Origin of the sequence: Gallibacterium salpingitidis (genome assembly GCF_001678495.1) — a bacterium.
Classification (GTDB): Bacteria; Pseudomonadota; Gammaproteobacteria; order Enterobacterales; family Pasteurellaceae; genus Gallibacterium; species Gallibacterium salpingitidis.
Map to the genome: position 1 here is coordinate 24,672 of NZ_JTJL01000003.1, position 13,798 is coordinate 38,469.

The 13,798-nt window shown below is 37.4% G+C and carries 13 protein-coding genes and 1 tRNA gene; 8 read left to right on the forward strand and 6 right to left on the reverse strand.

The window, feature by feature from the left end:
* The first annotated feature begins 35 nt into the window (after positions 1–35).
* The 3 genes from QS62_RS00940 (at position 36) to QS62_RS00950 (ending at position 2,120) form a co-directional block, all read left to right on the forward strand.
* Positions 36–1,415 carry a YdgA family protein gene (locus QS62_RS00940; protein WP_066104518.1) on the forward strand — a complete coding sequence of 460 codons (1,380 nt, stop codon included), beginning with the start codon at positions 36–38 and terminating at the stop codon, positions 1,413–1,415.
* Positions 1,416–1,515: 100 nt separating this feature from the next.
* Positions 1,516–1,956: an RrF2 family transcriptional regulator gene (locus tag QS62_RS00945; protein ID WP_066104519.1), complete on the forward strand. Its 441-nt coding sequence runs from the start codon at positions 1,516–1,518 to the stop codon at positions 1,954–1,956.
* A gap of 88 nt (positions 1,957–2,044) precedes the next feature.
* A tRNA-Asn gene (locus QS62_RS00950) sits at positions 2,045–2,120 on the forward strand.
* A gap of 116 nt (positions 2,121–2,236) precedes the next feature.
* Here the strand turns inward: QS62_RS00950 and lpxH are convergent.
* A complete protein-coding gene (gene lpxH / locus QS62_RS00955) occupies positions 2,237–2,962 on the reverse strand; it encodes a UDP-2,3-diacylglucosamine diphosphatase (protein WP_066104666.1) in 726 nt (241 codons plus the stop codon).
* Positions 2,963–3,086: 124 nt separating this feature from the next.
* Between lpxH and QS62_RS00960 the strand changes: the two genes are divergently transcribed.
* Together QS62_RS00960 and QS62_RS00965 are read left to right on the forward strand one after the other, a co-directional pair.
* The gene (locus QS62_RS00960; RefSeq protein ID WP_066104522.1) at positions 3,087–3,818 is read left to right on the forward strand and encodes a 1-acylglycerol-3-phosphate O-acyltransferase; all 732 of its coding nucleotides are present in this window, start codon (positions 3,087–3,089) and stop codon (positions 3,816–3,818) included.
* A gap of 18 nt (positions 3,819–3,836) precedes the next feature.
* A complete protein-coding gene (locus QS62_RS00965; RefSeq protein ID WP_066104526.1) occupies positions 3,837–5,240 on the forward strand; it encodes a multicopper oxidase domain-containing protein in 1,404 nt (467 codons plus the stop codon).
* On the opposite strand, the gene cueR is transcribed toward QS62_RS00965, so the two are convergent.
* Entirely contained in the window at positions 5,226–5,648 is a 423-nt protein-coding gene (gene cueR / locus QS62_RS00970; protein WP_066104530.1) for a Cu(I)-responsive transcriptional regulator, read from the reverse strand. The two genes, QS62_RS00965 and cueR, sit on opposite strands and share 15 nt — an antisense overlap.
* Positions 5,649–5,740: 92 nt before the next feature.
* Here cueR and QS62_RS00975 point away from each other — a divergent pair, with 92 nt between their 5' ends.
* The 3 genes from QS62_RS00975 to znuA all read left to right on the forward strand — a co-directional run bounded on the left by QS62_RS00975 (position 5,741) and on the right by znuA (position 9,640).
* The gene (locus QS62_RS00975; RefSeq protein ID WP_066104533.1) at positions 5,741–6,124 is read left to right on the forward strand and encodes a copper ion binding protein; all 384 of its coding nucleotides are present in this window, start codon (positions 5,741–5,743) and stop codon (positions 6,122–6,124) included.
* A 128-nt stretch (positions 6,125–6,252) separates the two neighbouring features.
* On the forward strand, positions 6,253–8,415 hold the full coding sequence (locus QS62_RS00980; RefSeq protein WP_269147571.1) for a heavy metal translocating P-type ATPase: 2,163 nt from the start codon (positions 6,253–6,255) through the stop codon (positions 8,413–8,415).
* Between the two features lie 154 nt (positions 8,416–8,569).
* Positions 8,570–9,640 carry a zinc ABC transporter substrate-binding protein ZnuA gene (gene znuA, locus QS62_RS00985; RefSeq protein WP_066104540.1) on the forward strand — a complete coding sequence of 357 codons (1,071 nt, stop codon included), beginning with the start codon at positions 8,570–8,572 and terminating at the stop codon, positions 9,638–9,640.
* A gap of 60 nt (positions 9,641–9,700) precedes the next feature.
* On the opposite strand, the gene QS62_RS00990 is transcribed toward znuA, so the two are convergent.
* The 4 genes from QS62_RS00990 to otnK all read right to left on the reverse strand — a co-directional run bounded on the left by QS62_RS00990 (position 9,701) and on the right by otnK (position 13,797).
* On the reverse strand, positions 9,701–11,056 hold the full coding sequence (locus QS62_RS00990; RefSeq protein ID WP_066104543.1) for a GntT/GntP/DsdX family permease: 1,356 nt from the start codon (positions 11,054–11,056) through the stop codon (positions 9,701–9,703).
* Between the two features lie 88 nt (positions 11,057–11,144).
* The gene (otnI, locus tag QS62_RS00995) at positions 11,145–11,927 is read right to left on the reverse strand and encodes a 2-oxo-tetronate isomerase (RefSeq protein WP_066104545.1); all 783 of its coding nucleotides are present in this window, start codon (positions 11,925–11,927) and stop codon (positions 11,145–11,147) included.
* A 2-nt stretch (positions 11,928–11,929) separates the two neighbouring features.
* Positions 11,930–12,562: a 3-oxo-tetronate 4-phosphate decarboxylase gene (otnC, locus tag QS62_RS01000; protein WP_066104547.1), complete on the reverse strand. Its 633-nt coding sequence runs from the start codon at positions 12,560–12,562 to the stop codon at positions 11,930–11,932.
* Positions 12,559–13,797: a 3-oxo-tetronate kinase gene (otnK, locus tag QS62_RS01005; protein WP_066104550.1), complete on the reverse strand. Its 1,239-nt coding sequence runs from the start codon at positions 13,795–13,797 to the stop codon at positions 12,559–12,561. Before otnK ends, otnC begins: the two co-directional genes overlap by 4 nt.
* Between the last annotated feature and the right edge of the window lies 1 nt (position 13,798).

Below are 13,798 nucleotides of genomic sequence, written 5' to 3' on the forward strand. Positions count from 1 at the left end.
AGAGAAATTTATTTTTAGACTAAGAGGATCACATTATGCAGAAAAAACGGTTTATTCTTCCCGCTTTAATTATCGTTCTTGGCGGTATTTGGGCAGGTTCAGCTTGGTACACTGGTACAGAAATCGAAAAAAATTATGCTTCAACTATTGAAAAAATTAACCAAAATTCAGTGGCAAAAATCGAAAATGTACAATTAGATCGACATATTTTTTCTACTGATATGCAGTATCAATTAACGATAGGTAAAGCTTCTTTCCCTATGCATACTGTTATCTATCATGGCCCATTTCCTCTTAATCTTGTCAGCCATTTTAACTTTGTACCACAAGCTTCTTCTAGCCAAACTACACTGCAAAAAACAGCAGAAACAGAACCGCTTTTCGCTGCATTTGCTGAAAAAACACCTTTCTTATTAGATCTTAATCTCGGTTACCAACAACAGATACAAGCAGATTTATTGATTAACTCAGGTAAAGTGCAAAATGAAGAAACAACTGCAAATTGGCAAGAAAGCCGCTATACATTAGATATGGATGGGAAAAAAGCTATTAAAGCGACTTTCAACATTCCGCATATTGATCTCAATGTCGTCACTAAACACAATCTGCCAGTTAAATTATTAATTGAACAATTTGATCTTAATGCTGACCTACAATCTACAGATTGGAAATATCTGCCAACAGGGAAAATTACCAGTAGTTTGAAGTTACTACAAACTACAGAAGCTAATGGCGACAAAGGTTTAACGATTGCTTACAAAGATCAAGTTGGCGAGACCAATCTTATTAAACAAGATGATTTTTATTCCATCCAATCCACTAACAAAGTCGGTGATTTTAGTTTAAATGGACAATCTCTGTTATCCCAACAAGATTCCAAGAGTGAATTCAATCATTTACAAGGAGAGGCGATAATCCAATGGATTGAAGCATTGTTAAATGATGATAAAGCAGCAGCTTCTCAAGCAGCCACTACATTATTTGATAATCAGCCACAATTTGTGCTTAATCCATTACATTTAGCTAATAGTGAAGGTAGAGTGGATTTAGTGACCATTATTACACCTGAAAAGAATGCGGTCACAAATTTAAACAAAGGTGATGTAGATAACTTCTTTTCACAATTCATTATTAAATTAACTTTTGATAAAGCTTTCCAAAGAACATTCACAGAAACCTTGATCAAACAACTTAATGAGTCAGCTAACCCACAACAAAGAATCAATTCGTATGAAACTCAACAAATGATTGAACGAGAATTACAATCTCAAGTTAAGCAAGGTGTGTTAGTCGAAACCGACAAATCTTATCTATTATATTTTGAGCAAAAAGATGGAGAGTTCTACCTCAATCAACAAAAAGTACCAAAAGAAGCGCTATTTTTTAGTTTATTACAATTCCTTTCCGCATTTTGATCTAGGATAACTCCCTAGTTAATCGCAGAAGCAGAACATTGTTTCAATAACGAATAAAGCGTACCATACCAGTATCTTTATTCGTTATCGAGTAATTATTATGAAACTAAGTACTTTCACCGATTACAATTTACGTGTTCTGCTCTACCTAGCCGCTCATCAAGAAAAATTATCAACAATTCAAGAAATTGCAAAAGTCTATAATATTTCTGAAAATCATCTGATGAAGGTTATCCACCATTTGTCAAAAAATAATCTTATTCAATCGGTTCGTGGCAAAGGTGGTGGTATTCGTCTTCACCGTAAGCCAGCTGAATTAAATTTAGGGGAAATCGTTCGTCTTGCCGAAGAAAAGAGTGTCATTGTTGAGTGTTTCGGTAATAAAAACCAATGCTGTATTAATCAAAGTTGCCGTTTACCACCCATTTTACTGAAAGCTTTCGACGCCTTTTATCAAGCATTAGCACAATATACCTTGCAAGATATTCTGCTAAATCATCAAATTTTTACTCTATTGCCAATCGCAACCGAACATAAATAGCGATTTTTATCACAGATAAACATGGCTATCTGTTGACAAAGCAAAACAAAATCAATAAAATGCAGCCCGCATTGCCCAATGGGGCTATTCCTCCTTAGTTCAGTCGGTAGAACGGTGGACTGTTAATCCATATGTCGCTGGTTCAAGTCCAGCAGGAGGAGCCAAATTTTTTTCTTTTGGTACTATGTTTTATTTGTCTCCTTTTATGAAATTTAGTTTTTATACCAAAAGAATTTCGCCCATAGTTTTTACTATGGGCTTTCTTTTTTCGATCACATCACTACTGTGGTAAGGCTAAATTCACAAAATAGCCTTGATATTGTTCTTCTACCACAAATACAGAAAGCTCTTCTCGCCAATCTCCTAAAACAATACGTTTTTTATCTTCTAGAAAGTGAATAGCTTGACGATGTGTATGCCCATGAATGATTTGCTCTACATTAAAATGAGCAAAAGTTTGCCTTACCGTATCAGCATTAACATCCATAATTTGTGCATTTTTCTCTTTTTTATCAGCTTGGCTTTGCTGACGAATACGTTGTGCGAGTTTAATGCGATATTTCAATGGTAAACAAAAGAACAATTTTTGCAGCCAAGGTTGATGAACTCGTTGGCGAAATTTTTGATAAGCAAGATCATCAGTACATAAAGTATCACCATGACATACCAATGTCGCTTTGCCATATAGCTCCATTTTGTGATATTCAGGTAATAACTGAACTCCTGTTTGTTCAGCAAATTTTTTCCCCAATAAAAAATCACGATTACCATGACAAAAATAGCAAGCAATGCCCTGTGTTGTTAATTGAGTTAATAATTGTTTAATCTCTCTGATCGCTTCAGAATCTTCATCATCACCAACCCAAAAATCAAATAAATCCCCTAAGATATATAACGCTTGCGCTTGTGGTGCAATGTCAGTCATAAAATAACGAAATAAAGCGAGCAAATGTGGCGATTGCTCACTCAGATGTAAATCAGCAATAAAATAGGTAGGTTTACTCATTGTTAAATCAATCATTAATCAAGAAAGGCATACTATAAAGCATTTTCTGCTCTAACGCTTTGTTCTTTTGTACTTATTACAGCAAATTCGCTATACTTGCTGCAATTTATTTGAGGGATAAGTCATGCTTAAAATTCTTCGTATTATTATTGTCGTTATTTGTTGTATTTTGATTTGTGTAATAGGCTCTATTTATTCACTGATTCGTTTTAAAAATCCTAATAATGTTGCTCTTTTTGCACATTGGTTTGCTCGTTTACATCCGCTTTTTGGTCTAAAAGTGGAATATCGTTATCCCGATGGCGCAGATAAATTTGAACGCTGCATCTATATCGGTAACCACCAAAATAACTATGATATGGTAACGATTTCTCATATGGTGATGCCGCGCACTGTCAGTGTCGGTAAAAAAAGCCTAATCTGGATTCCTTTCTTTGGTGTACTCTATTGGGCAACAGGAAATATCTTTATTGATCGCGAAAATCGGAATAAAGCGCATAATACAATGACTACATTGGCAAAACGGATCCACAAAGATAATCTTTCTATCTGGATGTTCCCAGAAGGGACTCGTAGTCGCGGCAGAGGTTTATTACCATTTAAAACAGGCGCTTTTTATGCCGCTATCGAAGCTGGCGTTCCCGTCGTGCCTGTTGTTTGTTCTTCTACGCACAAACAAGTAAACCTCAATCGCTGGCATAATGGTAAAGTAATTTGTGAAATGTTGCCGCCAATTGATAGTAGCCAATATAGTCGCGAAACAGTGCGTGATTTTGCTAAATATTGTCACGATTTGATGGAACAACATATTGCAAAACTTGATGCTGAAATCGCTGCAGATCAGCATCAATCTTAAATATTAAGGAGGAGAAAAATGGGTAACTATTCTCGTCGCCAATTTATACAAGGTTCTGTCGCTATTGCAGCTTGCAGTAGCTTACCGCCTTATGCCATTGCCGAAGATAAAGTACCCCTCTGGATTCCTCCTCTCACTTCAGTTGGACGCGGTTCACCGATTGTTTTAAATGCACATAATGTGAAAAAAGCCTTTGATGGTAAACAAAAAGTCGATGCTTGGGGTTTCAATGATTTCTATCTTGGACCGACAATTAAAATGAAGCAAAATGATTTTCTGCGTCTAACTTATCGTAACAGCCTCAGTGAAGTTATCGCCATTAATATTCAAGGTTTACAAGCAAATGGCGAAATTTCTGGCAGTATTAATCGCAATATTGCTCCGCAAACTTCATGGTCACCAATTATTCCAATCAAACAAAATGCTTCTACCTGCTGGTATCATAGCGACACGATTGGACGTTCTGCTTACCAAAGCTATCGTGGCTTACTTGGTATGTGGATTATTGATGATGAAGAGAGTAAAAAAAGTTTAGTGCCTAATAAATATGGGGAAAATGATATTCCACTGATCTTACAAGATATTTCCCTTAATTATGAAGGACAGCAACTCTTTAATCTCGATGGCAATCAATTCTTAGGAAAACAATTATTCGTCAATGGTCAACGCAATTGTTTCGTCAATGTGCCGAGAGGTTTTATCCGTTTACGTTTACTTAATGCTTCAGTTTCCCGTCCTTATCACCTTACATTAAGTAATCAACAACCATTCTTCAAAATTGCTTCGGGTTTAGGTTTTCTCACTAAACCACAAGAAATAGATGCGCTATTACTTGCACCCGGTGAACGAGTTGAAGTGTTAGTCAATTTAACACAAGGTCAAACAGTTCAATTATTAGCGGGTAAAGATCGTACTTTAATGGATAAAATTCGTGGCATTTTGGGAATGTCCGATGATTTGGAAAATAATTTGGTACTGGAATTACGCCCTCAAGGATTAGCTTCAGCATTTTCACAACAAAAACCAACATTACCAGATGCTAATCTAGGATTACCGCTTACACCCGTTAAAGAAAGGAATATTACTTTAAGCACCCAAGATGCAATGATTAATCAACGCCGTTTTGATCCGCGTCGTATTGATATTATGGCAAAATTAGGCACTGTTGAACGATGGGTATTGAGCGCTGATCAAGCCACTGGTTTCCAAATTCAAGGCGCAAAATTTCTTATTGAGCAACAAAATGGCAAACGTGCAACCAAAGAACAATTAAGCTGGACTGATACCGTTTGGGTTGAAGGTGAAACCAGAATTTTAGTCAAATTCGATAATCAATCGTCCAACTCTTATCCATTTATCTTTGGTGCTTCCAATCTACTACTTGCCGATAAAGGCTGTATGGGATTATTAGTCGTGCAATGATGTTTTATGATGACAGCAACTTTGCCCGCTTAAAGAATTAATAATCGGACAATCTTCACTATCATCACCCGGACATTGTGCTGCTAATGCCGTTAGTTTTTCCCGCATTTGTTGCAAACGCAAAATTTGCTGATCAATTTCACTGATTTTTGCTAATGTCTGTGCTTTAACATCGGCACTGCGTCGGTGAGGATTACGATATAAAGACAATAACTGTTCACATTCTGGTAATGAAAAACCAATTTCTCGTGCTTCCCGAATTAAATTTAATGCTTCAATATGCTGCATACCATATTGTCGATAACCATTAGCGCTACGGCTCGGTGCACTAATTAATCCTTTATCTTCATAAAAGCGAATCGCTTTCGCCGTTAAATTAGTTAATTTAGCAACTTCATTAATATACATCTTTTTTCCTTGACTCTAACCTTACAGGAAGGTTTATTGTAGCACCGTTTTTCAAACAAAGAATATTTAGTAATAAATAAGGAGAAAGAACAATGATTTTACTTAAACTTGCAGATTTATCTTGCCAACATTGTGTAAAAAGTGTCACTAATGCTCTCAACTCAGTTGCTGGTGTACAACAAGTTAAAGTATCGCTTCATTACGCAAAAGTTGAAGGAGAAGCTAGCGCAGAACAATTAATCCAAGCGGTACAACAAGCTGGTTATCAAGCTGAAATTGCTACTGAACCAAGTCAAACTCTCTCACTGTCAGGACTAAACTGCCAACATTGCATTAATAGCGTACGTAATGCGTTAGAAAATTTAACTGATGTTGTCTATGCCGATGTCGAAAAAACAGCAGCAAAAGTTTATGGTGACGCAAGCACAGAAGCCTTAATTCAAGCTGTCGAACAAGCAGGCTTCTCAGCAAAGTAGCCACTCAACGTGTTGAAGCGTTCACTACAGCAACACAACACGTTGAACCAAATAAAGAACAAACAACGGCTGTTCACCAAGCTGTTACTGCTACAACCCAAGAACAAGCTATTGAACAGATTTTTCTGATCAATGGAATGTCTTGTGCTGCTTGTGTAGCCAAAGTTGAAAAAGCGATTAAACAAGTCGCACAAGTCAATGCAGTACGCGTTAATCTTGCTGATAATACTGCAACCGTAGTTGGCGGTGATCCACAACAAATCAGCCTTGCCGTTGAGCAAGCTGGCTATCAAGCAGATTTATTAGAAGATGAAATTACTCGTGCTGAACGTGTCGAACAACAATTCCAACAAGAGATCCAACATAAAATAAAACAGGCTATTGTCGCTCTTGTAGTTGGTTTTGGTTTAATGTTGGCAATGTGGTTTGACTGGCTACCTCACTATGAAGATTTAGTAGCGAGCAAGCCAATCCACTATCAAGCAATCTATCTTGTAATTAGTTTGTTTGTGGCACTAGCAATCTATTATTCAGGCAAACACTTTTTTGTACGAGCTTGGATCAACCTATGCCATAAAACTACCTCAATGGATACTTTAGTGGCTTTGGGGGCATTAACTAGCTTTTTACTTTCATTACTGATTATTGTCTTTCCACAATATTTTACTCAACATCACCTTTACTTGGATTCAGGTTTAATGGTGATCGGTTTTGTTAATATCGGTAAGATTTTAGAAAGTCGTGGTAAAAAGTCCGCCAGTAAAGCGCTTTCCGCCTTAATGGATTTACTTCCTAATCAAACTACAATTATTGAAAAGGGAGCAAGCAAAGTTATTCCAACCAAGCAGGTTAAAGCCGGGATGCTGATTCAATTGCAAACTGGCGATAAAATTCCTGTCGATGGTCAACTCAAAGTTGGTGAATTGTGGGTGAATGAAGCAATGCTAACTGGCGAATCACAACCAATCAAAAAAATCATTGGTGATGTAGTTACTGCTGGTACGCTAGTGAATAATGGCGGTGGGCAGATCGTAGCGACTCAAACAGGACGCAGTACCACGTTAGCACAAATGATCCATACTATCGATCAAGCACAAACTTCTAAACCGCAATTAGCGACCTTAGTGGATAAAGTAGCGTCTATCTTTGTTCCTGTCGTTATCTTAATTGCACTATTTACGCTTATAGGTTGGTTAATTGCAGGCGCGACCTTGAGTGATGCTACTGTTGCAGCAATTTCAGTATTGGTTATATCTTGCCCTTGTGCTTTAGGTTTAGCAATTCCAATGTCGATCATTGTTGGTACCGGACAAGCTGCTAAATTTGGTATTTTGGTAAAAGAGGCTAACGGCTTACAGCAATTAAGCAAAGTAAAACGGATCTTCTTTGATAAAACAGGCACATTAACCACTGGTAAAACAGCAGTTACCGCACTTTGGCAACAAGATCCGCAAAGTATTGCGATTGCCGCAAGTATTGAGCAACAAATGGTACATCCATTAGCTGATGCCATTATTCAATTTGCCAAACAACATCAACTTGATTTATGCCAAGTTGATACAGCTAACATTATTGCTGGTAAAGGTTTGCAAGCAATGGTCAATCAGCAACAATGGTCATTAGGCAGTTTACGTTTTATGCAAGAATTAACTGTTGATATCGAAGCTGCCCAATCCTTTATTCAACAACAATTAGCAAATGCGGCAAGCCTTGTTTTCTTAGCTAAAGATAAGCAACTAGTAAATATTTTTGCAGTGAGCGATCAAATCAAAGATGATGCACTTGAATCTTTAAAACGGTTAACCACAATGGGAATTGAAACCGTAATGCTGACTGGCGATAACCAACAAACAGCGAATGCTTTTGCACAACGTTTAGGTATTACGCAAGTCATTGCTCAAGCAACACCACAAGAAAAAGCTGATCATATCCAGCAAAGTAGCGAAAACACTACTACTGCAATGGTGGGTGATGGCATAAATGATGCGCAAGCTTTCGTAATGGCAAATGTTTCTATTGCAATGGGAAATGGCGCTAAAGTTTCAATGGAAACTGCAGATTTAACTCTGCTTAATACACATCTGCAAACCTTAGTGAATGCAATTAACATCGCTAATGCTATTTTCAGTAATATTAAGCTAAGTCTATTTTTTGCTTTTTTCTATAACATTATCTTAATTCCGATTGCTGCTTTGGGTTTACTCAATCCCATGTGGGCAGCATTAGCAATGGCTTGCAGCTCTGTAACCGTTGTAATTAATGCCAATAGGTTACGTCATTTCCATATATAAAATATAACTACTCTCTTACACTGGTTAAGAGAGTAGTTTATTAAATGAGAACTCCTCTCAATTACTTTTACTTTCCTTTACAGAATAAGCCTTGCATTTTCATCAAAATAGGCATAGTTTAATTGCCCTTAATTACTATACGTGAGGAAATCTTATGTCTAAATCATTGAAAAATATCAATAAAATCACTTTAGCCTTATCTGCTTATGCAATTGCTACCTTAGCCAATGCAGATATACTTACCTCTGTTCGCCCATTAGGTTTTATCGCTTCTTCCATTGCTGATGGAGTGACCCAAACACAAATATTAGTGCCTGCTGGTGCTTCTCCTCACGATTACAGTTTAAAACCATCTGATGTTAAACGTGTTCGTGATGCTGAATTTGTGCTATGGGTGGGAAAAGATATCGATGCTTTTTTAGCGAAATCAATTGAAAAACGTGATGCCAAAACTGTACTAACTATTAGTGATATCAAAGGTCTTGACGCATTACTTGGTGAAACTTCTGCTCACCACCACGATCATGACCATGAACACGGGCATGAGCATGAACACAGCCATGCTGACCATGACCATGACCACGACCACGCTGACCACGACCACGACCACGCTGACCACGATCATGCAGATCACGACCACGAACATGAACATGAACATGAACATGAACATGAACATGAACATGAACATGAACATGGCCATGGTGAATTAGAACAAGATTGGCACGTGTGGTTCTCACCAAAAATTAGTCAGCTTGTCGCAGAACAATTAGCAGAACAACTTATTCAACACTACCCTCAACAAAAAGATAAAATCACCGCTAACCTAAACGAATTCAAACAACAACTAACAGCAAAGAATAACCAAATTAGCCAACAACTAAGCCAATTCAAAGATAAAGGTTTCTATGTATTCCACGACGCCTATCGCTATTTTGAAAACGCTTATGGCTTAAAACAAACTGGTTATTTCACTATTAATCCATTAATTGCCCCTGGCGCTAAAAAATTAGCAGAAATTAAAGAAGAGATCACTGAACATAAAGTGCAATGCTTATTTGCTGAACCTCAATTCACACCAAAAGTGATAGAAAGTTTACAAAAAAGTACTAAAGTTAATGTTGGACAACTCGACCCTATGGGTGAAAAAGTAGCTTTAGGAAAAGGCTCTTATAGTGCATTCTTACAACAAATCGCTAATGATTTTAGTGGGTGTTTGAAAAAATAAAAAAAGAAACTGCACCTGAATCCCTAAGGTGCAGTTTCACTCATTCATCTAATAATGATTTTACGCCACAATAAACCACATTAAACAAACAATTAAGAAACCAAATGTTCCATAAATTGTCGTTAAAATTGTCCACGTTTTTAACCCTTGTGATACAGAAATACCAAAGAATTTAGTCCATACCCAGAATAAAGAGTCATTAACATGGGAAAGTGTCATCGAACCTGCACCAATCGCAGCAGTAAGTAATGCAATTTGGATATCGCTATACTGTGCAGCTGCAATTGCTGGAGCAAGAATCGTTGCTGTAGTAATAATTGCTACTGTTGCTGAACCTTGAGCTGCTCGCAATAATGCTGACAAAATAAATGCTAATGCTAATACAGGTAATCCAGTACTCGCTAATACATCAGATAATGCCTTACCAACACCACTTGCATCCAACACTTTACCAAACATACCACCAGCACCAGTAATAAGGATAATACCCGCAATTGGTGCTAATGCAGAATTAAGGATTTCTTCTAATCTTACTTTATTCCAACCACGACGAATACCTAACACATAAGAAGATAAACATACAGCGAATAGTAATGCAAATGGTGAACTACCAATCATACTGAAAATCTCTCTTATAACATTTCCTTTAGGTAAAGTAGTTGCTGTTACTGTTCCTAACATAATTAACACTAGTGGTGTTACAATCATTGTTAATACTGTGCCAAATTTTGGTAAGCCACTTGCATCTTGTGCTAATTGTTTTTGATATTGGATGAGATCTGTTGATGCTGGAATATCAACAAAGACACGATCTGTAAAAAATGGAATAAATAATTGTCCTAAAAGATATGCTGGGAAAGCTGCAACTAAACCTAAACCTAATACAAGTCCAACATCAGCATTTAATACTTGAGCTCCTGCTACTACTCCTGGATGTGGTGGTAAGAAAACATGTACAGTTAGCATAGACAAACCGATTGGTAATGCATAAACCAACATATTTCCACCAATTCTTCTTGCAACACTAAAAATAATTGGAATTAATACAATAAAGCCAACATCTACGAATACAGGAATACCAAAAATAAATCCTGTCATACCCAAAGCAAATGCAGCTTTTTTTGCACCAAATTTATCAAGCAACCAGGATGCTAATACATCTGCACCATTTGATTTTTCAATAATTTTCCCTAGCATCGCACCTAAACCAACTATTAATGCCACGCTACCTAATGTATTTCCCATTCCTGAGATCAAAGTTGGAATAACTTTGCTCATTGGAATGCCAGCGCTTAGTGCAACTGCAATACTCACTAAACCTAAAGCAAGGAATGGATGGACTTTTCCTTTAATCATAATAGTAAGTAACGCAATAACACTTACAATACCTATCAAAATTAGCATTTCGTTTGACATAGAATCACCTTAAAATTGGCGTAAATGTTCCCTGTACAGCTCTAAAAGAGCTGTACAGACTCTGTTTATTGTTGAGAAATTTTAAAAATTATCGATTCTTATACTTTTCAAACCACACTAACCCATCCTCAGTTTTTCCGCGTGGGTTATACTCACAACCAACCCAACCGTCATAACCGATTTCATCAAGTTTATTGAATATATGGGTATAGTTAATTTCACCTTCGTCAGGCTCATGGCGATCTGGGACAGAAGCGATTTGGATATGACCTAATTTAGCTTTTACATCATCTGTAATACGAGTTAAATTTCCTTCTACAATTTGAGCGTGGAAATAATCTAATTGAACAAAAACATTATCGCGGTCAATCAAATCAATTAGCTCTAATGTCTGATATTGGCTGGCATAAAGATAATTTGGTTTTACTGCAGCACTTAATGCTTCTAACATGACATTAATACCATGTGGTTTAAATTTGTCTGCAGCATAGCGAACATTATCAATAAAAGTTTGTTTATACTTCGCATACTCTTTTGGATCTGGTACCACACCAGCCATGACTAGTACACTTGGACACTCTAATGCAATCGCATATTCCAATGCACGATCAATGTCACGATGACTTTCTGCTTCACGACCCGGAATTGCAGACACACCCCATTCACCCGCAGCAACATTACCTGGCGCTGTATTGAATAACACTTGTTTCAAACCATATTGATCCAATTTTGCTTTTAACTCTGCCGCTGGATATTCATATGGGAAAAGGTATTCCACATATTTAAATCCGGCTTTCGCCGCAGCTTCAAAACGATCTAAAAAAGGAACTTCGGTAAACATCATTGATAAATTAGCAGCAAATTTAGGCATCTCTATTTCCCCCTATTTTTCAAATCATTCACTTCTGCATCAGTGAGATAGCGAATGTTTTGTGCTTGTAAAATAAACATTAATTTTGCGGTTTCTTCTAACTCTTCACTATTATCAACAGCATCCTGTAAATCACTGCCACAAACGACAACGCCATGATTTGCTAATAAAAATGCCTTCCCTTCGTGTGCTTTTGCCGCTAAATCACGACCAATTTCCGCCGCACCTGGGCGATAATATGGAATCACAGGCAAACGACCAACGCGCATCACGTAATAAGGTGTAAACGCTTTAATCGCATTGTCATAATCAAGATCAGCTTTGCAGGACAACGCCGTTAAATAAGTAGAATGTAAATGTACAATCGCATTACACTCTGGTTTCTTTTGATATAACGCTAAATGAAAGAAATACTCTTTTGATGGTTTCTTACCGCTTAATACATTGCCATCCGCATCAATTACTGAGAGATCTTCTTCTTTTAAACGTCCAAGAGAAGAACCGGTTGGTGTCACCAGAAAACGATTATCATCGAGTCGAACTGAGATATTACCTGCACCGCCAACGCTAAAACCACGTTCAAATAATGAACGAGAAAGTTGGACTAATTGTTGTTTAACAGCTTGTTCGTTCATTGCATCATCTCCTGTGCTTGACTAAAGAAGCCCTCTTTTCCAAAATTACCTGACTTCAATGCAAGATAAATTGGTGCATCTAACGCTGCCAACCAAGGTACACCCGGTGCAATTTGTTTACCAATACGGAAACCTTTAAAACCGAGTTGTTGCACTACAATACTTGAGGTTTCACCACCAGCAGTGATAAAGTTGGTTACACCATAATCACGTAATCTTGCCGCCAATTGTGCAAAAGTTTCCTCAATGGCTTTACTTGCTGTATCAGCACCAAATTGTTGCTGAATTTGTTTTAGCTGTTCAGGCGGAACAGTGGCATAAACAAGCGGAGCATATTGATCATTCAAATGTGCAACTACCCAAGAAAATAGCTCTTCAACATAATTATCTTGACTTAAGCATTGGCTAACATCTAACCATTTAGTTGCAGCTTTTTGTTGATAATCAGCTACTTGTTTATTCGTCATCACCGAACAAGAACCAGATAAAATGACGGTTTTACCTTTTGCCGGCACAAAAGCTTGATGTTGTTTTCCTTGTACCTGATGTTGCGCCATATAAGCAGCTAACCCAGAACCACCAGTAACTAATTTCATATCATCTACGGCTTGTGCTAACACATCGAGTTGTGAATTATCTACTGCATCTACTACGGCATAGCGATAGCCTTGTTGTTTTAATTGTGCAAAACAACGTTTTACATTTTCAGCACCTTTAATTACCTCTGCATATGGCACTAATCCTGTTTTTCCTTTCGCTTGGCGATCCATCAAACGTAATAAATTGGCATCTGTCATTGGTGTAATTGGGTGGTTTTGCATACCTGACTCATTCAACAAAACTTGTCCCACAAATAAATAGCCATTAAAAATGGTACGTCCATTCACTGGTAATGCAGGTGTAATAATGGTGAAATCTTCTTTTAATTCATCTAATAAAGCATCTGTTACAGGCCCAATATTCCCTTCCGCTGTACTATCAAAAGTTGAGCAATATTTGAAATAAAACTGTGTCGCACCATTTTTTTGCAACCAATGTAATGCTGCTAAAGATTGTTGAATAGCTTCTTTCACAGGGTTTGAGCGTGATTTCAAGCTGATAACAATCGCGTCTACTTCTTCCTCTAATACCCCATTCGGTACACCATTCATTTGTACTGTTCGCAAGCCGTTTTCTACTAGAAAACTGGCAATATCACTTGCCCCAGTAAAATCATCTGCGATAACACCTAACATC